We start from the raw sequence: 18,458 nt of genomic DNA, 5'->3' as shown, positions 1-18,458 counted from the left end.
GTCCATGCAAGCTCAGTTCAAGCGACCTGCACAAGATCCGGCTCAAATCCTTCGAACGTCATCTGGTCGGCATATCTGAAGGTCAGGTCGACCGCCGGTTGGTCGAGCACGGTCCAGGTGATGACCGGCATTTTGAGCCTTTCGCGCACGAAACTGACAAACTGGTTCGGCAGGTCGCCGGCGGCGTAGGAGGCGAAGGCGATGTCGTGCGCCAGCATGGCGAAATGCGCCTCGATCAGCTTGACTTCGTTGCCATAAGCGGTCAGCCCGCCCGGAATGCCGGGCGCGTGTTTTGGGAAGTCGCGGATCAGCCAGTGGTCGAACGACATGATCGCCGCCTTGCCCCTGTAGTTCTTGAGCATCTTGCCGACGCTTTCCACCAAGCCTTCGTCACGGCCGGGAACCCCTTTCAACTCGACGACCACCGGCACGCGACCATCGACCAGGTCGAGGGCCTGCTGCAGCGTCGGCAGACGATCTGATGTGCCGCCGATCTTGAGGGCCGTCATTTCTGCTGCCGTGCGCTGCCAGACGAAACCGTCCTGGCCGGTCAGCCGCTTCAGATCGCCATCGTGGATGATCACCGGGATGCGGTCTGACGACAGATGCACATCGCATTCGATCGCATAGCCGCGTTCAGCCGCAGCGGCAAAGGCGGAAAGCGTGTTCTCCCAGCGCGTCTTGTTCATGTCGTGGAGGCCGCGATGGGCAATGGGTCGGGCGGTCAGCCATGAAAGGTCGGTCATGCCGGGCTCATTCGACTTCGAAGATGGCTTCGATTTCCACTGCGGCATTAAGCGGCAGGGAGGCGGCACCGACGGCGGCGCGAGCATGCTTGCCGGGATCGCCGAGCACTGCAACCAGTAGATCCGAGGCGCCGTTGGCAACCAGGTGCTGCTCGAAAAAATCCGGCGCCGAGGCGACGAAGACGGTGATCTTCACCACGCGGCGGATTTTCTCGAGATCGCCAAGTGCTGCCTTGGCCTGCGCCAATATGTTGATCGCGCAGTATTTTGCCGCTTCCTGGCCGGTTGCGATGTCGACATCACGGCCGAGCAGGCCGCTCGCCTGCAGCTTGCCCTGCTTGAGCGGCAGCTGTCCGGCGATGAACAGCAGATTGCCTGATCTGCAACAGGGCACGTAGTTGGCGGCGGGCGCGGCAGCGACCGGAAGCGTGACGCCGAGATCGCTTAGCCGCTTTTCGATTGTTTCACTCATGGTATTTCCCTATTGCTTGATGACGCTGCGCAGGCCGGGCCGAAATTGCAATTTTTGCCTCGCTTCCGCCACGACTTTTTTTAAGCTGGACCCTCTTTCCTGCGGCCTGCCATCAGGCGCGAAGATCGGAGCCCCTCATGCGCGCAACACGCCTCGCATTCCACGCTGTCCTGCTGCCAGCGGTGTTCTCGATGGCGCCGGCTTTTGCCGTACCGGCGCTGCAGGCGCATCGCGCGGTTTACGATCTGACCCTGGACAAGGCCTCCGACCGCTCCGGCATCACCGGCATTTCCGGCCGCATGGTCTATGAGTTCAACGGCTCGCCTTGCGAAGGCTATACGGTGAAGTTCCGTTTCGTCACCCAGATCGTCACCAACGAGAATACAAGGCTGACCGACCAGCAGACGACCACTTTCGAGGACGCCGAAGGCAAGACCTTCTCGTTCGTGACAAAATCCTTTGTCGACCAGACTCTCGACAAGGAGGTCAAGGGCACCGCGACGAAGGAGACAAACGGCCTCAAGGTCGACATCGACAAGCCGGAGAAGAGCAGCGTCGAACTGCCGGCCACACAGTTTCCGACGCAGCATCTGGCCGAACTGATCGACAAGGCCGAAAAGGGCGAAAATTTCTACGAAACCAACCTGTTCGACGGTTCGGAAGATGCCAACAAGGTGATGACCACCACCGTCGTCGTCGGCAAGAAGGCCGATGCCGACAAGACCGATCCGGAAGTGCCGGCACTGGCAAAACTCGCCACCGACAAATACTGGCCAGTCGACATCGCCTATTTCGACAGCACCGACAAGTCAGGCGAGGAGGTGCCGGAATACCGGATCAGCTTCAAGCTGCATGAGAACGGCATCACGCGCGACCTGCTCATGGACTACAACGACTTCTCGATGACCGGCAAGCTGGTCAATCTTTCGCTGTTCGATCAGACGAAACCCTGTCCGCCGAAATAGAGCCTTGGGTTAGCCACGCCCGCAAGGCGGCGGCGAATGACTTGAACACGCCGCAATTGCATTTCAACCTCTACGCCGAGGGATCGATCGGGGGGTGGGTTGAGCAAAATCGATGTGTTCGTGGCGCCGACGCCCAATCCGGCGCTGATCAGGATCATGACTGTCGTCAACCGGGTCGTCATGCTGCGTGGCATTCCCGGGTTTCGCGACCTGTTGCCGTTCAACCGCGTGGCCGGATTGCGCGGTGTCGCCAATGTCCGCCATATCGACTTTCCCGACGACGACCGGCAGCGGCTGAAGGCCTGTTGCGGCGCAGGCAAGGCAACGTTCATCACGCCCAACCATCCGGAATTCTTCACCGACTGGATGATCGACAAGGAGATCGTCTCGAGGGTCAGTCCGCTCGCGGCATCCTGGGCCACGCATGGCGTCGTCAACGGCCTCGGCCGGATCATGCAGAAATTCTGGCTGGCCAACAATCTGATCGCCCAGATACCCGGCAACAGCGGCGCTGCCAAGGAACACTCGATCGCCTGGGCGCTGAAAGGGCATGGCGTTCTCTTGCATCCCGAAGGCGGCGTCGGCTGGCATGGCAATGTCGTCGCTCCGCTTCTTCCGGGGGCGGTCGAGATGGGGTTCGAAGCGCTCAAGCGCGGTCGCGTCACGGATCAGGATTTCAAAGTCTGGATCGCGCCGGTTGTCTGGAAGCTCGCCTTCACCAAAAATGTCGAGCCGGCGCTGGCGCAGGAATGCGCCTATGTCGAGAAGAGCCTGAAGATTGAGCGTCGTGCCGCCGATACGCTGCCGGAGCGCGTCCACCATATATATGCGACGCTGCTGTCGCGCGATGAGATTGCCTGCGGCATGGCGCCCGACGAACGGGCTACGTATGCTACGCGGCACAAGCAATTGCTGCTCGAATTGAGCCGGCGCCTGGGGGAGGGTATTTCGGTCGATCCCGGCGCCAGCGAGATCGCCGAGCTTTTGCGCCGGGCGCGCCGCTGGCTGCGGGAAGGCACCGGCGACGCCGAGCGACAAAAACAGATCCGCTCGCTGGCGGACACGATCCAGCGTCTCCAACGCGTCGGACCGTGGGCCTCAGCCAATCCGCGCATTGCGCAAGAGGAGATCGCAGAGCATCTGAAGCGTATCCGCAACGATTATTGCAAGGGCACGCTGCGCGACACGGTCAATTGCTTCGTACCGCAACCGGCCGGGCCGCGCTGCGCGCATATCCGGGTGCCGGAGCCGTTGGGATTGCACGCCTTTCCGGGCTCTATCGACGATGCTCTCGCCGAACTGCACCGGCGCATGCAGGAGACCATCACCACGACCGTGGCCGAACTCGAAGCCGCCGGCAGCTTCATTTTCTATCCGAATCCCTTCTATCATCGCTAGGATTGGCATCTCTAGCATTGGCATCGCTGACGTTGGATCTCGGCTGCGGGTGAGCTGCGGCTCCGCTGGTCGGCGCAAGATGAAGGAGTGCGGCAAGCCTCATGGCGGTCTATGTCGACGCGGCGATCTGGAAATGGGTCGGCCACCGCTGGTGTCACCTGCTGGCCGACGACACCGACGAGCTGCATCGTTTTGCAGCACAGCTCGGCGTCAAGCGCTCGTCCTATCAGGGGCCGCCGAAGACATCGGCGCCGCATTATGACATAACCGGCTTCGAGCGCGACCGCGCGGTGCGGCTAGGCGCCGTCGAATGCAGCCGCGAGGAGATCGTTGCTGTTTTCCGGCGGGTCCGGGTGCCGAAGGGGAAGATACGACCATGACGTTGACGGCATTTCTGGCTTACTGCGCTGCGATCACATTTGCCGCCGCCACGCCTGGCCCGGCGGTATTCACGGTCATTGCCAACGGCGTCTCGCGCGGGTTCGTTCGCGCGTTCCTGGCTGGCCTCGGTATCGCCGCCGGCGACGCGGTGCTGGTGACTTTGGCGCTGCTCGGCCTGGTGGCACTGGCACAGACCTTCGAATGGGTTTTTCTCATCCTGAAATATGCGGGTGCAGCCTATCTGATGTTTCTTGGCGTCAGGATGTGGAGATCGGCTTCCGCGCGATCGAATGGACTGGAGGTTACGCAGGCAAGACTGTCTCGATCGTTTTACCTCGGCATCTCCATCGCATTGGGCAATCCCAAGGCGATCCTGTTCCACGCCTCCATCATGCCGTTGATCCTCGATCTCAATGCAATGAACTTCGCTGAGGGGCTGCTCGTGGTTACGGTCGTGATCGGCGTCAACATTATCACTATGGGCGTCTATGCGGTGCTTGCCGGGCAGGCTTCGGGCTGGTTCAAGACGCCAAGGCGGATGCGCTTGATGAACAGGTTTGCCGGCGGCGCCATGATCGGCACCGGTGCGCTGATCGCCGCACGCTGAGCCGCAAGACACCGCAGCGCTTGCGTTTGCCGCGCATCCCCTCTATATGCGCGCTCATTCCACACACGGACTTTGGTGTCTGCCCGGGAGAAATCCGGCTGAAACCTCCGGTGGCGTTCGAGGACAAAGTCCAGAAATGCCTGTGTCCGTGGAGGCTAACCGGAAAAGGACATAACAATGGCTCTGCCTGATTTCAGCATGCGCCAGCTTTTGGAAGCTGGCATTCACTTCGGCCACCAGACCCACCGCTGGAACCCGAAGATGGCGCCCTATATCTATGGCGCCCGCAACAACATCCACATCATCGACCTCTCGCAGACGGTGCCGCTGCTGCACCAGGCGCTGAAGCAGGTTTCCGACACCGTCGCCAAGGGTGGCCGCGTGCTGTTCGTCGGCACCAAGCGCCAGGCGTCCGACATCGTCGCCGACGCCGCACAGCGCTCGGCCCAGTACTATGTCAACTCCCGCTGGCTCGGCGGCATGATGACCAACTGGAAGACGATCTCGAACTCCATTCAGCGCCTGCGTAAGCTTGACGAGATGCTGGCTGGCGAGGCCCAGGGGCTCACCAAGAAGGAGCGCCTCAACCTCGACCGCGAGCGCGAGAAGCTCGACAAGGCGCTGGGCGGCATCAAGGACATGGGCTCGACGCCAGACCTGATGTTCGTGATCGACACCAACAAGGAAGCGATCGCCATCCTCGAGGCCAAGCGTCTCGGCATCCCGGTCGTCGCCATCATCGATTCCAACTGCGACCCGGACAAGATCGATTTCCCGATTCCGGGCAATGACGACGCGGCCCGCGCCATCCAGCTCTATTGTGATCTGATCGCCAAGGCTGCAATCGACGGCATTGCTCGTCAGCAGGGCGCGCTTGGCGTCGACGTCGGCGCTTTGGCCGAGGCTCCGATCGAGCCGGCACTCGAGCCGACGCCGGCCGCCGAGACACCGGCCGCCCAGACACCGGAAGCGTAACAGCGAAGGCCGGTTTCGGCCTTCATCCTTCTCATATTTTGGCGCGCTGAGCGCTGGCGCCAGGCGCATCATCGAGGACCGGTGGTGCGTCGGTGCATTTTAAACGAAGAGGCGACAATGAGCATTTCGGCTGCACAGGTCAAAGAACTCCGCGACTTGACCGGCGCGGGCATGATGGACTGCAAGATGGCGTTGAACGAGACCAACGGCAACATGGAAGAGGCCGTCGACTGGCTGCGCAAGAAGGGCATCTCCAAGGCCGACAAGAAGGCCGGCCGCACCGCGGCCGAAGGGCTCATCGGCGTCGATTCCGGCGTGCGTGAGGCGGCGGTCGTCGAGGTCAATTCCGAGACCGACTTCGTTGCCCGCAACGCTGCCTTCCAGGAGATCGTCGCCAATGTCGCCAAGGTGGCGCTCGCCTATGGCGGCAAGACCGAGGCCGTTGCAGCCGCCCCGTATCCGGGTTCCGACAAGTCGGTTGCCGACACCATCAAGGACGCTGTCGGCACCATTGGCGAGAATCTTGGCTTCCGCCGTTCGGCCAAGCTCACCGTCGAGCAGGGCGCCGTCGCAACCTACGTCCACAATGCGGTTGCCGACGGCCTTGGCAAGCTCGGCGTGCTGGTCGCCATCGAGACGTCAGGCAACGCGCAGGCCGCCAACGCCTTTGCGCGTCAGGTCGCCATGCATGTCGCCGCCACCAACCCGATGGCGCTGACCGCGGAAGAACTCGACCCGGCGGCGGTCGAGCGCGAGAAGGCGATCTTCGCCGACCAGGCGCGCCAGTCCGGCAAGCCGGAAGCGATTATCGAGAAGATGGTCGAGGGCCGCCTGCGCAAGTTCTACGAAGAGGTCGTGCTGCTCAAGCAGGCTTTCGTGCTCAATCCCGACATCACCGTCGAGAAGGCGCTGCAGGATGCCGAGAAGGAAATCGGCGCACCGGCCAAGATCACTGCCTATCTGCGCTTCGCGCTCGGCGAGGGCATCGAGAAGGACGAGACCGATTTTGCGGCGGAAGTCGCGGCGGCGGTCAAGAAGTAAAACGCACTCTATCTTTCTGAAAGACTTTACGGCCGGGTGTCCGCGAGGATGCCCGGCCGATTTCTTGCGCGGTATCGATGAAGGCCAGGCGTCGGCGACAGGCCGGTTGGCTATCTGCTCATGCCCGGATCTGCTCATGCAAGGATCTGCACGCACAAGTTGCATTTGCCGGTGTAAGCCAATGGCTGGAAGAGCGTTTGCCGGTTCCGGCGCCGCGTGACATCGCAGCGCCCTTCGTGTATCGGAACGCCAAATGTTTCGGGGCAGCGCCTGCGCGGGAAGCCGCCCCGGCGCGTCACACGCATAATGATGAGGACCAGATGACGGTGAAGCCCCTCTACCGACGTGTCTTGCTAAAAGCGTCGGGCGAAGCGCTGATGGGTGAGCAGCATTTCGGCATCGACGTGTCGGTGGTCGATCGCATCGCCGCCGACATCGCCGAGGCCCGCACCCTTGGCATCGAGGTTGGGGTTGTCATTGGCGGCGGCAACATCTTTCGCGGCGTCGCCGTTGCCTCCAAGGGCGGAGATCGCGTCACCGGCGACCACATGGGCATGCTCGCCACCGTCATCAACTCGCTGGCGCTACGCACCTCGCTGAACAAGATCGGGGTCGACGCGGTGGTGCTGTCTGCAATCGCCATGCCTGAGCTTTGCGAGAGCTTTTCGCAGCGCCAGGCGACCGCCTACATGAACCAGGGCAAGGTTGTCATCTTTGCCGGCGGCACCGGCAATCCGTTCTTCACCACCGATTCGGCCGCGGCGCTGCGCGCGGCGGAAATCGGCGCCGACGCGCTGTTCAAGGGCACCCAGGTCGATGGCGTCTATTCCGCCGATCCCAAGAAGGACCCGCATGCGACCCGCTTCGAGCGCATCAGCCATGGCGAAGTCATAAAACGCGGTCTTTCGATCATGGATACGGCCGCGATTGCACTTGCGCGCGAAAACAACATCCCGATAATCGTCTATTCGATCCACGAGAAGGGTGGTTTCGGTGATATTCTGAGGGGCGGCGGACGTTGCACGGTCGTCACGGACGACTGATCGGGAGCCCGATGCCGAACCGAAGGTTTTCCGTAGGCGAAAAACGGGAACCGGTTTTCGGATCGAGGCTTGAATACAGGTTACCCTGAAGTGAATCCGGCTAACGGGTCGAGGAGACGATGATGAGTGGCGAATACGATGATCTCAAACGGCGCATGGACGGGGCGATCGCTGCGTTCAAGCACGATCTGGCTTCGCTGCGGACCGGCCGCGCGTCGAGCAACCTGCTCGATGCGATCCAGGTGCAGGCCTACGGCACCACCATGCCGATCAACCAGGTGGCAAACGTGTCGGTGCCGGAGCCGCGCATGATTTCGGTTTCGGTCTGGGACAAGTCGATGGTCGGTGCGGTCGATCGCGCCATCCGTGAATCCAATCTCGGCTTCAATCCGATCGTCGACGGCACCAATCTCAGGATTCCGCTGCCCGAGCTCAACGAACAGCGCCGCAAGGAGTTGGTCAAGATCTCGCATGGTTATGCCGAGAATGCGCGCATCGCCGTGCGCCACGTGCGCCGGGACGGCATGGAATTCCTCAAAAAGGCGGAAAAGGACGGCGATATCAGCGAGGACGATCATCGCAAGCGGTCCGACCAGGTCCAGAAGCTCACCGACGAGATGATCGGCACCATCGACCATCTGCTTTCCGATAAGGAAGCTGAAATCATGCAGGTTTAGGGTCTGGCCACTGCTGGCTCGAAAGCGAGAACATGACAAGCCCCGCGCATGTCGCAATCATCATGGACGGAAACGGACGCTGGGCCAAGGCGCGTGGCTTGCCACGGCTTGCTGGGCATCGTGCCGGCGTCGAGGCGCTGCGCAACACGGTGCGCGCCGCTCCTGGCCTTGGCATCTCGTTCCTCACCGTCTACGCCTTCTCGTCGGAAAACTGGTCGCGGCCGAAGTCCGAAGTCAGCGACCTGATGGGCCTGTTGAAAATCTTCATCCGCCGCGACCTCGCCGAACTGCACCAAAATGGCGTGCGGGTCAGGATCATCGGCGACAGGGCAGGGCTGCAACCTGACATCAGGAGCCTGCTTGAAGAGGCCGAAACGCTGACCGTCCGCAACGAAGCGCTGACCCTGGTCATCGCTTTTAATTATGGCGGACGCGACGAGATCGTGCGCACCGCGCGCAAGCTTGCCTCTGCGGTGGCGCGCGGCGAGCTCGACAGCGAGGCGATTACGGCCGAATCCTTTGCCGGCTCTCTCGACACCCAGGGTATTCCGGATCCGGAACTGGTCATCCGCACCAGCGGTGAGCTCAGGCTGTCGAATTTCCTTTTGTGGCAAGCGGCTTACAGCGAACTTGTCTTCCTGCCTTGCTACTGGCCCGATTTCAGCCGCGAGCATTTGGCTGACGCATTGCGCGACTTTGCCGGTCGCGAGCGCCGTTTCGGCGGGCTTGGCGCTGAAGGCGTCGCCGTGACAGCCAAGGGATGAGCAACCTCCAGCTTCGCGTTATTTCTGCCGTCGTGCTTGCGGTCGTCACGCTCGGCCTGACCTGGCTCGGCGGACTGCCCTTCCGGCTGCTTTGCGCCGCCATGACGATCCTGATCTTCTACGAATGGACGCGAATGTGCCGCCCGGTCGCCGCCACGGGTCTTGGTCTTCTGCCGGAAGCGCTGCTTCTGGTTTTCGTCGGCGCCTTGGTCGCCGGCCTGTCGGCGTCCTGGCTGCTGCTTCTTGTAGCGGTGATGGTCGTTGTCACCGTGGTCGTGGCTTCGATGCACCAGACTTCGATGCATCAAACGGGACAGTGGGACGCGTCCGGCCTTGCCTATGCCGCCATTTCCGGACTGTCACTTGCTCTTTTGCGCGACGGCGACCATTCCGGCCTCGTCGCCATTCTCTTCCTGTTCGCGGTGGTTTGGGCGACCGACATAGCAGCTTATTTCGTCGGCCGCGCTGTCGGCGGGCCGAAGCTGGCGCCATCGATCTCGCCGGGCAAGACGCAGAGCGGTGCGCTCGGCGGCGCTGTCGGCGGCGTGGTTGCCGGGCTGCTTCTGGCCGCTGCGGCCGGAGCCGGCAATCTCGCAGTGCTCGGCGTCGTCGCGCTGGTGCTTTCGCTCGTCTCCCAGGCTGGCGACCTTTTCGAATCATGGGTGAAGCGGCGCCACAACCGCAAGGATTCGGGCACGCTGATACCGGGCCATGGCGGCGTCATGGACCGGGTCGACGGGCTTGTCGCGGCGGCGTTCGCCCTGTACGTCATCGGCTGGATTTCGGCGACCGCCGACCATCCGGCACAGGGGCTGTTTCCAGCTTGATCGGCATCGATTCCGGGCCTGGTTTCTTGACCTGCGCAGGATGCGCCATGGATTCGCCTGGATTGATGCCACAGTCGCGGTACCACCGTGCTGCGGACGAATTTTGAGGACATGAGTTGAACGAGATTCTTCACGCGGTTTTCAGCACGGAGGGCTTTGTCCTCGGCACGCTGGTGCCTTTCCTGTTCGTGCTGACCGTCGTCGTGTTCGTTCACGAGATGGGCCATTATCTCGTCGGCCGCTGGTGCGGCATCGGCGTGAAGGTCTTTTCGATCGGCTTCGGCCCGGAGCTCTTCGGCTTTAATGACAGCCATGGCACGCGCTGGAAACTCTGCGCCATTCCACTTGGCGGCTACGTCAAATTCGTCGGCGACATGAACGCCACCTCGAGCCAGCCCAGTTCGGAGGAGATCGAAACGCTGACGGCTGCCGAACGCAAGATCGCTTTTCACACGCAGCCGGTCTGGAAGCGCGCGGCAACTGTGGTGGCTGGCCCGCTGTTCAATTTTCTGCTGACGATCGCCGTCTTTGCGGTGCTGTTTTCCGCCTATGGCCGGCCCGTGCTGGAGCCAATGGTGGCTGAAGTCACTGCGGGCAGCCCAGCGGCCAGGGCCGGCATCCTGCCCGGAGACCGCTTCGTCAGCGTCGACGGCAGCAAGGTCCAGACCTTCGCCGACGTCCAGCGCCGGGTCTCGGGCCGCGGTGGCGACCCCATCACCTTCGTCATGCTGCGCGACGGCAAGGAGATCACCGTTACGGCGACGCCGGAATTGATGGAGCAGCAAGACGGGCTGGGCAACAAGGTCAAGGTGGCGGTGATCGGCGTCGTCAACAACCAGGAATTCGGCCAGCCCAGGCTGATCACCTATAACCCGGTCGGAGCGGTAGGGGCGGCGGTCGAGGAGACCGGATACATCATTCAGCGCACCGGTCAGTTCCTGCAGCGTTTCGTTGTCGGTCGCGAAGACAAATGCCAGCTGGGCGGCCCAATCAAGATCGCAAAGATGTCGGGGCAGGCGGCAAAACTCGGCTTCGACTGGCTTGTGCAACTTGTCGCCCTGCTGTCGGTCGGGATCGGTATTCTGAACCTTTTGCCGATTCCTCCGCTCGACGGCGGCCATCTCCTGTTCTACGGCGTGGAGGCCATCATTGGGCGACCGGTGTCGGAACGGATGATGGAGTTGGGCTACAGGGCTGGCCTGCTTCTCGTCTTGGGCTTCATGGGGTTCGTTTTCTGGAACGACCTGTTTGGATGCTGAAATCATGAAGAAATTTGGCTTCAGCACAGCCCATGTTGAGACGCCGTTTACCATGCGTGGGGATATGCGTGACGCGAAAGCCACGCAATTGGGTTAAGTAAATACAAATTAACCAGGAGCCTTGCGTGTAGGGAAAATCCGGTTAATACGGTAGGAGAAATTACCGCACGTCCGGTTTTCTCGCCGTGGGGACTTCGAGAAAAGGTACAAAAGCCCGATGAAGGCAGCATCCAAGTTTCTGAGCGCCGCGTCCGCGGTGGCCCTGTCCGCCGCCCTGGTCGTACCAGGTGCGCTCGCGGTGCAGTTCGTTGCCACATCGGCGGCCGAGGCCGCTGTTGTTTCAAGAGTTGAAGTCAGCGGCAATCAGCGTGTCGACGCCGAGACGATCCGCAACTACGTCACGATCAAGCCCGGCAGGCCGTTTTCCAGCGCCGATATCGACGAGGCGGTCAAGGCGCTGTTCGGCACCGGGCTGTTCTCGGACGTCCAGATCAACCAGGTCGGTTCGACGCTGGTCATCAAGGTTTCCGAATATCAGGTCGTGAACCAGGTGCTGTTCCAGGGCAACAAGAAGCTCAAGGACAACGCGCTGGCGGCCGCGGTCCAGTTGAAGCCGCGTGGAACGTTCTCGCAGCAGGCGCTCGATGCCGATGTCGAGGCGGTCAAGGCCGCCTACAGGCGTATCGGCCGCGACGACGCCGCCGTGACCACCCAGATCATGGATCTCGGCGACAACCGCGTGAACGTGGTGTTCAACATCAACGAAGGCGGCCGCACGCAGATCGCCGCGATCAATTTCGTCGGCAACAGCGCCTACTCGAGCCGTCGCCTGTCCGATGTCATTTCGACCAAGCGCTCGACCATCCTTTCGTTCGTGCTGCGCGACGACGTCTATGACGAAGACAAGCTCAACGCCGACCAGGAGTTGCTGCGCCGTTTTTATTACAATCACGGCTATGCCGATTTCCAGGTGATTTCCGCGGTCGGCGAGCTCGACGAAACCACCAATAAATACACGGTGACCATCACCGTGCAGGAGGGCGAGCGCTACACCTTCGGCGACATCAGCGTCGAGAGCACGATTCCCGAAGTCGACGGCGCATCGCTGCAGTCGGTGGTCGAAACCCACAAGGGCGATGTCTACAACGCCGAGAACGTCGAAGACACCATCATTGCATTGACCGAGAGGGTCGCCGGTTCCGGCTATCCCTTCGCCCAGGTGACGCCGCGCGGCGACCGCAATTTCGAAAACCACACCATTTCAGTGGTCTATACGATCGACCAGGGCACCAAGGCCTATGTCGAGCGCATCGAGATTCGCGGCAACGACCGGACGCGCGACTATGTCATTCGCCGAGAATTCGACGTGAGTGAGGGCGATGCCTTCAACCAGGTTCTCATCCAGCGCGCGAAGAAACGGCTGGAAGCGCTCGATTTTTTTGAGAAAGTCGAGGTTTCGACCGTGCCCGGCTCTGAGCCTGACCAGGTGGTGCTGGTGGTCGACGTGGTCGAGAAGTCGACCGGCGAGTTCTCGGTCGGCGCCGGCTATTCGAGCGGTGGCGACACCGAAGGCCCAACCGTCGAAGGATCGATCAGCGAACGCAACTTCCTCGGACGCGGCCAGTTCATCAGGCTTTCGGCGGGCGGCGGCAAGAATTCGCGCGACTACAGCTTCTCCTTCACCGAGCCCTATTTCCTCGGGCGGCGCATTGCCGCCGGTTTCGATGTCTTCAACCGGACCAGGGAATACGACGACTACAAGAGCGAGACGCTAGGCGCGACAGTGCGTTTCGGCCTGCCGATCACCGACGACATCTCGACGCAGCTGGCGTATAATATCTCGCAGGAGAAGTACAAGCTCGACGATGATTGCGATCTCCCTGGCTGCACCGTCTCTACGGCTATCCTAAATGGCATTGCGGAAAGCCCGTGGCTCAAGTCGTCGGTCAGTCTCGGCCTGGTCTACAACACCATCGACGACATGAAGAACCCGCATGAAGGCATCTTCGCCAATGTCACCACGGAATTCGCCGGCCTCGGCGGCGACGCCAAATTCGTCAAGGTGACAACGCGCGGCAGCGTCTATCAGACGTTGTCGGAGCAGCTTGATCTGGTTGGTTTGATTTCGGGCGGGGCTGGCCATATCCAGGGCTTCGGCAACGACGACCTGCGCATCTTCGATCATTTCCAGAGCAGCGACCGCATGATCCGCGGCTTCGCCTATGGCGGCATCGGTCCTGTCGACAACCAGGGCTTTGACGACCATCTCGGCGGCACAACCTATTTCAACGCCTCGGCGGAAGCTCAGTTTCCGATGCCGATCATTCCGGAGAGCTTCGGCCTGCGCGGCGCGGTCTTTGCCGATGCGGCGACACTTTATGGCAACGATGTGGCGGGTGTTGATCCATCGACAACCAGCATGGAATGGCGTGCCTCGGCCGGCGTCGGCTTGATGTGGGCGTCGCCTTTTGGCCCGATCCGCATCGACTATGCGATCCCGGTCCTCAAGGAGGACACCGACGACGTGCAGGAATTCAACTTCGGCATATCGTCCCGGTTCTGATCGGCGGGCAACGATACGTCCGGGCCGTAGCGGTCCGGAAGAAAGTAATTCGACACTACGGCGCCGCGTGTCCTCCTGGACGCGCAAAGGACGCTGCAGGACTTTGATTTTGCGCATTATCCTTTCCGAAAATCGATTCCGATTTTCGGGGTCGTGCGCTAGCTGGATATAGCTTCTGGAATGACCGATCCGGTGTTCTTCGCGCCATCACGCCGGTTTACGGCTGGCGAAGTCGCGAATCTGACCGGCTCGGTGCTTGTCGATTCCGACCTCTCCGATAGATCGATCGAAGCCTTGGCGCCGGCAAGCGAAGGCGGCGAGCACGCTCTTGTCTTTGTCGATGGCAGACGCAACTTCGCGCTGATGCAATCGCTGCGAGCAGCGGCGGTTCTATGCCCGGCCGAATTTGCCGGCAAGGCGCCGGCGGGTATCGCGGTTCTGATCCATCCGCGCCCGCAACAGGCTTTCGCGATGGTCGGCCGCCTGCTTTTCCCGGCGGCTGCGACACCGGCGCCGATGACCGGCGAAACTGGTATCTCGCCGCATGCCCATATCGATCCATCGGCGCGCGTCGAGGCCGGCGCGATCGTCGAGGCCGGCGCGATCATCGGCCCTCGCGCTTCTATCGGCAGCGGAACCGTCATTGCTCCTCATGCCGTTATCGGTCCCTCCTGCCAGTTCGGCCGCGACGGCTATGTCGGCCCAGGCGCCAGCATCCAGTACGCGCTGATCGGCAACCGTGTCATCATTCATGGCGGCGCCCGCATCGGCCAGGACGGTTTTGGCTTCGTGGCCGGCGCCAAGGGCCCGGAGCGCGTGCCGCAAATCGGCCGGGTCGTCATCCAGGACGACGTCGAGATCGGCTCCAACACCACCGTCGATCGCGGCGCCATGTCCGACACGATTATCGGTCAAGGCACCAAGATCGACAATCTGGTCCAGATCGCTCATAACGTCCGCATCGGCCGCAATTGCATAATCGCCGGCCTTTCGGGTATTTCCGGTTCCGTAACGGTGGGCGACAACGTCACCATGGGTGGCGGTGTCGGTCTTGCGGATCACCTGACGGTAGGGACAGGGGCCAAGCTTGCTGCAAGAAGCGGGTTCATGAGCAACGTCCCCGCAGGCGAGATTTGGGGAGGGTACCCGGCGCAGCCGATGGCGGAAGCCATGCGGGAGATCGCGGCTCTGCGAAGACTGGCCAGGGCGCGCAAATCGGGCGACGGAGGGAAGAGCTGAGATGGTTGCGGCGACAACGCTCGAGGCGGTCGACATATTGGGGCTGATGAAGCTCCTGCCGCATCGCTATCCGTTCCTGATGATCGACCGCATCATCGATATCGATGGCGACGAGTCCGCCACCGGCATCAAGAACGTGACCATAAACGAGCCGCATTTCCAAGGTCATTTCCCGGATCAGCCGGTCATGCCCGGCGTGCTGATCGTCGAGGCGATGGCGCAGACGGCCGGCGCCATCTGCATCCGCAGCCTAGGCACCGAAAAACCGTCGCTGGTCTATTTCCTGACCATCGACAACGCCAAATTCCGTAAACCGGTCGTTCCCGGCGACCAGTTGAAGATCCATGTGAAGAAAATCAAGAAACGCGGCAACCTTCTCAAATTCGCCTGCGAGGCTCTCGTCGACGGCGTCAAGGCCGCGGAAGCCGAGATCTCGGCGATGATGGTCGCGAGCGACTGACGATCGAATGCTTATGAAAATCCAGACAGTCATCCATCCATCGTCGGTCATCGAGGCCGGCGCAAAAATCGGCGAAGGCGTCCGCATCGGGCCATTCTGCCACATCAGCGCCGACGCGGTGCTCGGCGACCGCGTCGAACTGGTCAGCCACATTTCGGTGATGGGCGCGACCACCATCGGTGCGACGACCAAGGTGTATCCGATGGCGACACTGGGCGCGCCGCCGCAGAACAACAAGCACAAGGGCGGCCGCACCACGCTGGTCGTCGGCGAGAACTGCACGATCCGCGAAGGCGTGACCATGCACGTCGGCACCGATTCCAGCCGCGGCGAGACGACGATCGGTGACAACGGCAACTTCCTTGCCTACGCCCACATCGCCCATGATTGCATCGTCGGCAAGAACGCCACCTTCGCCAATCAGGCGACGTTGGGCGGCCATTGCGAGATCGGCGACAACGTCTATATCGGTGGTCTCAGCGCCGTTCATCAGTTTGTCCGCGTCGGCGACAACGCCTTTCTCGGCGGTTGCTCGGCATTCGTCGGCGATGTCATTCCCTACGCCATCGCCGTCGGCAATCGCGCCAGCCTTCGCGGCCTCAACATCATCGGCCTGAAGCGCGCCGGCCTGCCGCGCTCCGAGATCCACACGCTGCGCAAGGCCTACAAGACGATCTTCGATCGCTCCCGAACCGTCGGCGAAAACATCGAGTTCGCCAAGGCGGAATTCGCCTCGTCACCGACCGCCATGAAGATCATCGATTTCATCGCCAGTCGCGGTAAGCGGCACTATGCCGTCCCGTCGCTCAAGGCTGGCGGCGGCGACGATGCAGATGACGAAGATTGAGGGCACCCGGACGGGCCTTGATCTCGCGCCAGACGCCAGGGTCGGCATCATCGCCGGCGGCGGCAGTTTGCCGGTCGAAGTCGCCAAGGCGCTTGCTGGGCAAGGCAAGTCTCCCTTCGTGGTAATAGTGGCGGGCGAGGTCGACCGGATAGCCGACTTCGACGCCTATGAGCAGGCGACGTTGAGGCTGGAGGATGTCGGCTCACTGCTGCCGACGCTCAAAAATAGTCATGTTACCCATTTGGTGACAGCGGGCCATATCACACGCCGCCCCAGGCTGAGCGCCATGCGCCTCAATCTCGGCCTGCTCGCCTGGGTGCCCAGCCTTCTTGTCGGCGTAACCCAAGGCGACGACACCGTGTTGAAACTGTTCGTGCGAAGGGTCGAGCGCAGCGGCATCAAGGTGGTCGGCGCCCATGAGATCGTGCCGGAACTGGTCGCCGCCGAAGGCGCGCTGACCAAGGCAGCGCCGCGGAAATCCGACTGGCGCGACATCAAAGCGGCCCACGCAGCGGCAATGGCCATCGGCGCGCTGGATATCGGCCAGGCGGCTGTTGCGATCGGCGGCCGCGCCATCGCGCTGGAAGGCATCGAGGGTACCGACGGATTGCTCGATCGAACACGGCAGTTGCGCGGCCATGGCAGGCTGGCCGGCAGAACGCGCGGCGTCCTGGTCAAATGCGCCAAGCCTGGCCAGGAGTTGCGCGCCGATCTGCCCTCCATCGGCCCGCAGACGATCGAGGCGGCGCATGCCGCCGGACTTGCCGGCATTGCCGTCGAAGCCGGCCGCTCGCTGGTTCTCGAAGGCCCGACAGTCGTCGCTCGCGCCAACGCGCTCGGCCTGTTCGTGATCGGCCTGCCTGCTGCGGAGCCGGTGCATGGCGACTGAGCGACCGCTGAAGATCGCCATCGTCGCCGGCGAGGAATCCGGCGACCTGCTTGGCGCCGACATCGTAGAGGCGCTCAAGCGCGTGACCGGCCGCGAGGTCCGGCTCGTCGGCATCGGCGGCCGGCATTTGCAGGCGCTCGGCCTCACGCCGCTGTTCGACGGCGGCGAGATCGCGCTGATGGGATTGAGCGCCATCCTGCGCGATCTGCCGCGCCTGATACGACGGATCAGCCAGACGGCCGGTGCGGTCGCCAATGAAAAGCCGGACTGCCTCATCACCATAGACAGCCCGGATTTTTCGCTGCGCGTGGCGAAAAAGGTGCGTGCCGCCGATCCGGCAATCCCGATCGTCCACTATGTCTGCCCGAGCGTCTGGGCATGGCGGCCGGGCAGGGCGGTGGCGATGAAACCGTATGTCGACCACATCCTCTGCATCCTGCCTTTCGAAGTGAGGGAACTCGCCCGCCTCGGCGGTCCGACCGGCACCTATGTCGGCCATCGCCTTACCCACGATCCGGGCGTGCTCGGCGCCGCCAAGGCGCAAAGCCTGCCGCGCGACCTGTCCGACGATCGTGTGAAGACACTGCTTGTGCTGCCCGGCTCGCGTCGCGGCGAGGTGCGACGGCTGGCCGGCCCGTTCGGCAAGACGATCTCGATCCTGCGTGCTCGCGGACACCGCTTGCGCCTGCTGTTGCCGACGGTGCCGCATGTCGCCGACCTGGTCAGGGCTTCGGTGGCAAGCTGGGACGAGAAGCCGGAGATCATCCTTGATCCCGAGCGCAAATGGCAGGCCTTCGGCAAGGCCGACGCAGCGCTGATCGCATCGGGAACGGTGTCGCTGGAACTGGCGCTGTCGGGTGTGCCGATGATCTCCTGCTACCGGCTCGATCCGGTCATGCGGATGGCCCAACGCCTGGTCACCGTATGGAGCGCCTCCTTGCCCAATCTCATCGCCGACCGCCCGATCGTGCCGGAAAGCTACAACGAATATGTGCGACCGCACTATCTGGCGCGGCAGTTGGAGGCGCTGTTTTCCGACACCGCCTATCGCGCATGGCAGAAGGACGGTTTTGCCGAGGTGGCCAGACGCATGGCCGTCGACAGACCGTCTGGCGACATCGCTGCAGGGGTCGTGATGAGGTGTATCAAGCGGTAAATGGTGAAGTGGTGAATAGTGAATGGTGAATGGTGAAAATCGTGCTTGACCATAGGCCACAAAGAGACCTGCTTCACTATTCACTATTCACTATTCACTATTCACTATTCACTATTCACTATTCACTATTCACTATTCACTATTCACTA

19 protein-coding genes are annotated in these 18,458 nt (G+C 62.0%); 17 read left to right on the top strand and 2 right to left on the bottom strand.

Annotation, left to right across the window (positions count from 1 at the left end; all coding sequences use genetic code 11):
• Positions 1 to 17: 17 nt before the first annotated feature.
• Both AC0L3O_RS15205 and AC0L3O_RS15200 read right to left on the bottom strand, forming a co-directional pair.
• Positions 18 to 746: a glycerophosphodiester phosphodiesterase gene (locus tag AC0L3O_RS15205; protein ID WP_023801216.1), complete on the bottom strand. Its 729-nt coding sequence runs from the start codon at positions 744 to 746 to the stop codon at positions 18 to 20.
• A gap of 7 nt (positions 747 to 753) precedes the next feature.
• Positions 754 to 1,218: a RidA family protein gene (locus tag AC0L3O_RS15200; protein WP_128168149.1), complete on the bottom strand. Its 465-nt coding sequence runs from the start codon at positions 1,216 to 1,218 to the stop codon at positions 754 to 756.
• A 137-nt stretch (positions 1,219 to 1,355) separates the two neighbouring features.
• Here AC0L3O_RS15200 and AC0L3O_RS15195 point away from each other — a divergent pair, with 137 nt between their 5' ends.
• From AC0L3O_RS15195 to lpxB, 17 genes are all read left to right on the top strand, one after another.
• A complete protein-coding gene (locus tag AC0L3O_RS15195) occupies positions 1,356 to 2,183 on the top strand; it encodes a cell envelope integrity EipB family protein (protein ID WP_023801218.1) in 828 nt (275 codons plus the stop codon).
• Between the two features lie 99 nt (positions 2,184 to 2,282).
• Positions 2,283 to 3,581, top strand: coding sequence for a hypothetical protein (locus tag AC0L3O_RS15190; RefSeq protein WP_473615925.1), 1,299 nt, complete (start codon positions 2,283 to 2,285; stop codon positions 3,579 to 3,581).
• A 101-nt stretch (positions 3,582 to 3,682) separates the two neighbouring features.
• Positions 3,683 to 3,961, top strand: a complete 279-nt coding sequence (locus AC0L3O_RS15185; protein WP_027151900.1) for a DUF4031 domain-containing protein — start codon at positions 3,683 to 3,685, stop codon at positions 3,959 to 3,961.
• Positions 3,958 to 4,569: a LysE family translocator gene (locus AC0L3O_RS15180; protein WP_287174260.1), complete on the top strand. Its 612-nt coding sequence runs from the start codon at positions 3,958 to 3,960 to the stop codon at positions 4,567 to 4,569. The genes AC0L3O_RS15185 and AC0L3O_RS15180 overlap by 4 nt, the downstream gene beginning before the upstream one ends.
• A 177-nt stretch (positions 4,570 to 4,746) precedes the next feature.
• Positions 4,747 to 5,544, top strand: a complete 798-nt coding sequence (gene rpsB / locus AC0L3O_RS15175; protein ID WP_027151898.1) for a 30S ribosomal protein S2 — start codon at positions 4,747 to 4,749, stop codon at positions 5,542 to 5,544.
• A 117-nt stretch (positions 5,545 to 5,661) separates the two neighbouring features.
• Entirely contained in the window at positions 5,662 to 6,585 is a 924-nt protein-coding gene (gene tsf / locus AC0L3O_RS15170) for a translation elongation factor Ts (RefSeq protein ID WP_023801220.1), read from the top strand.
• Between the two features lie 320 nt (positions 6,586 to 6,905).
• Positions 6,906 to 7,628, top strand: coding sequence for a UMP kinase (pyrH, locus tag AC0L3O_RS15165; RefSeq protein WP_023801221.1), 723 nt, complete (start codon positions 6,906 to 6,908; stop codon positions 7,626 to 7,628).
• Between the two features lie 122 nt (positions 7,629 to 7,750).
• Positions 7,751 to 8,305: a ribosome recycling factor gene (frr, locus tag AC0L3O_RS15160; RefSeq protein WP_077384157.1), complete on the top strand. Its 555-nt coding sequence runs from the start codon at positions 7,751 to 7,753 to the stop codon at positions 8,303 to 8,305.
• Between the two features lie 32 nt (positions 8,306 to 8,337).
• Positions 8,338 to 9,069 (top strand): isoprenyl transferase, encoded by a 732-nt coding sequence (locus tag AC0L3O_RS15155; protein WP_128168154.1) that lies wholly within the window; start codon positions 8,338 to 8,340, stop codon positions 9,067 to 9,069.
• Complete coding sequence (locus AC0L3O_RS15150) at positions 9,066 to 9,896, top strand: phosphatidate cytidylyltransferase (RefSeq protein ID WP_473615923.1); 831 nt, start codon at positions 9,066 to 9,068, stop codon at positions 9,894 to 9,896. The genes AC0L3O_RS15155 and AC0L3O_RS15150 overlap by 4 nt, the downstream gene beginning before the upstream one ends.
• Positions 9,897 to 10,012: 116 nt before the next feature.
• Positions 10,013 to 11,155 carry an RIP metalloprotease RseP gene (gene rseP, locus AC0L3O_RS15145; RefSeq protein WP_473615922.1) on the top strand — a complete coding sequence of 381 codons (1,143 nt, stop codon included), beginning with the start codon at positions 10,013 to 10,015 and terminating at the stop codon, positions 11,153 to 11,155.
• A 217-nt stretch (positions 11,156 to 11,372) separates the two neighbouring features.
• The gene (gene bamA, locus AC0L3O_RS15140) at positions 11,373 to 13,718 is read left to right on the top strand and encodes an outer membrane protein assembly factor BamA (protein ID WP_473615921.1); all 2,346 of its coding nucleotides are present in this window, start codon (positions 11,373 to 11,375) and stop codon (positions 13,716 to 13,718) included.
• A gap of 180 nt (positions 13,719 to 13,898) precedes the next feature.
• Complete coding sequence (lpxD, locus tag AC0L3O_RS15135; protein WP_128172412.1) at positions 13,899 to 14,957, top strand: UDP-3-O-(3-hydroxymyristoyl)glucosamine N-acyltransferase; 1,059 nt, start codon at positions 13,899 to 13,901, stop codon at positions 14,955 to 14,957.
• Between the two features lies 1 nt (position 14,958).
• Entirely contained in the window at positions 14,959 to 15,417 is a 459-nt protein-coding gene (gene fabZ / locus AC0L3O_RS15130) for a 3-hydroxyacyl-ACP dehydratase FabZ (protein WP_023801228.1), read from the top strand.
• Between the two features lie 13 nt (positions 15,418 to 15,430).
• Positions 15,431 to 16,264, top strand: a complete 834-nt coding sequence (gene lpxA / locus AC0L3O_RS15125) for an acyl-ACP--UDP-N-acetylglucosamine O-acyltransferase (protein ID WP_287342935.1) — start codon at positions 15,431 to 15,433, stop codon at positions 16,262 to 16,264.
• Positions 16,251 to 17,153: an LpxI family protein gene (locus tag AC0L3O_RS15120; protein ID WP_128244898.1), complete on the top strand. Its 903-nt coding sequence runs from the start codon at positions 16,251 to 16,253 to the stop codon at positions 17,151 to 17,153. Before lpxA ends, AC0L3O_RS15120 begins: the two co-directional genes overlap by 14 nt.
• Positions 17,143 to 18,309 (top strand): lipid-A-disaccharide synthase, encoded by a 1,167-nt coding sequence (gene lpxB / locus AC0L3O_RS15115; protein ID WP_128168157.1) that lies wholly within the window; start codon positions 17,143 to 17,145, stop codon positions 18,307 to 18,309. Before AC0L3O_RS15120 ends, lpxB begins: the two co-directional genes overlap by 11 nt.
• The last annotated feature ends 149 nt before the right edge of the window (positions 18,310 to 18,458 follow it).

The sequence above is a fragment of the Mesorhizobium sp. WSM4810 genome, assembly GCF_055811235.1.
The sequence above is the reverse complement of the archived record's forward strand: the minus strand, read 5'-3'. Positions and strand labels throughout refer to the sequence as shown.

What these genes read in the sequence shown, in the direction of transcription:
- tsf (WP_023801220.1), top strand. Translation starts at nt 5,662, where the DNA reads ATGAGCATTTCGGCTGCACAGGTCAAAGAACTCCGCGACTTGACCGGC.
- AC0L3O_RS15155 (WP_128168154.1), top strand. Translation starts at nt 8,338, where the DNA reads ATGACAAGCCCCGCGCATGTCGCAATCATCATGGACGGAAACGGACGC.
- AC0L3O_RS15185 (WP_027151900.1), top strand. Translation starts at nt 3,683, where the DNA reads ATGGCGGTCTATGTCGACGCGGCGATCTGGAAATGGGTCGGCCACCGC.
- lpxD (WP_128172412.1), top strand. Translation starts at nt 13,899, where the DNA reads ATGACCGATCCGGTGTTCTTCGCGCCATCACGCCGGTTTACGGCTGGC.
- AC0L3O_RS15200 (WP_128168149.1), bottom strand. Translation starts at nt 1,218, where the DNA reads ATGAGTGAAACAATCGAAAAGCGGCTAAGCGATCTCGGCGTCACGCTT.
- AC0L3O_RS15205 (WP_023801216.1), bottom strand. Translation starts at nt 746, where the DNA reads ATGACCGACCTTTCATGGCTGACCGCCCGACCCATTGCCCATCGCGGC.
- lpxB (WP_128168157.1), top strand. Translation starts at nt 17,143, where the DNA reads ATGGCGACTGAGCGACCGCTGAAGATCGCCATCGTCGCCGGCGAGGAA.
- AC0L3O_RS15180 (WP_287174260.1), top strand. Translation starts at nt 3,958, where the DNA reads ATGACGTTGACGGCATTTCTGGCTTACTGCGCTGCGATCACATTTGCC.
- pyrH (WP_023801221.1), top strand. Translation starts at nt 6,906, where the DNA reads ATGACGGTGAAGCCCCTCTACCGACGTGTCTTGCTAAAAGCGTCGGGC.
- bamA (WP_473615921.1), top strand. Translation starts at nt 11,373, where the DNA reads ATGAAGGCAGCATCCAAGTTTCTGAGCGCCGCGTCCGCGGTGGCCCTG.
- AC0L3O_RS15120 (WP_128244898.1), top strand. Translation starts at nt 16,251, where the DNA reads ATGACGAAGATTGAGGGCACCCGGACGGGCCTTGATCTCGCGCCAGAC.
- lpxA (WP_287342935.1), top strand. Translation starts at nt 15,431, where the DNA reads ATGAAAATCCAGACAGTCATCCATCCATCGTCGGTCATCGAGGCCGGC.
- AC0L3O_RS15195 (WP_023801218.1), top strand. Translation starts at nt 1,356, where the DNA reads ATGCGCGCAACACGCCTCGCATTCCACGCTGTCCTGCTGCCAGCGGTG.
- frr (WP_077384157.1), top strand. Translation starts at nt 7,751, where the DNA reads ATGAGTGGCGAATACGATGATCTCAAACGGCGCATGGACGGGGCGATC.
- AC0L3O_RS15150 (WP_473615923.1), top strand. Translation starts at nt 9,066, where the DNA reads ATGAGCAACCTCCAGCTTCGCGTTATTTCTGCCGTCGTGCTTGCGGTC.
- fabZ (WP_023801228.1), top strand. Translation starts at nt 14,959, where the DNA reads ATGGTTGCGGCGACAACGCTCGAGGCGGTCGACATATTGGGGCTGATG.
- rpsB (WP_027151898.1), top strand. Translation starts at nt 4,747, where the DNA reads ATGGCTCTGCCTGATTTCAGCATGCGCCAGCTTTTGGAAGCTGGCATT.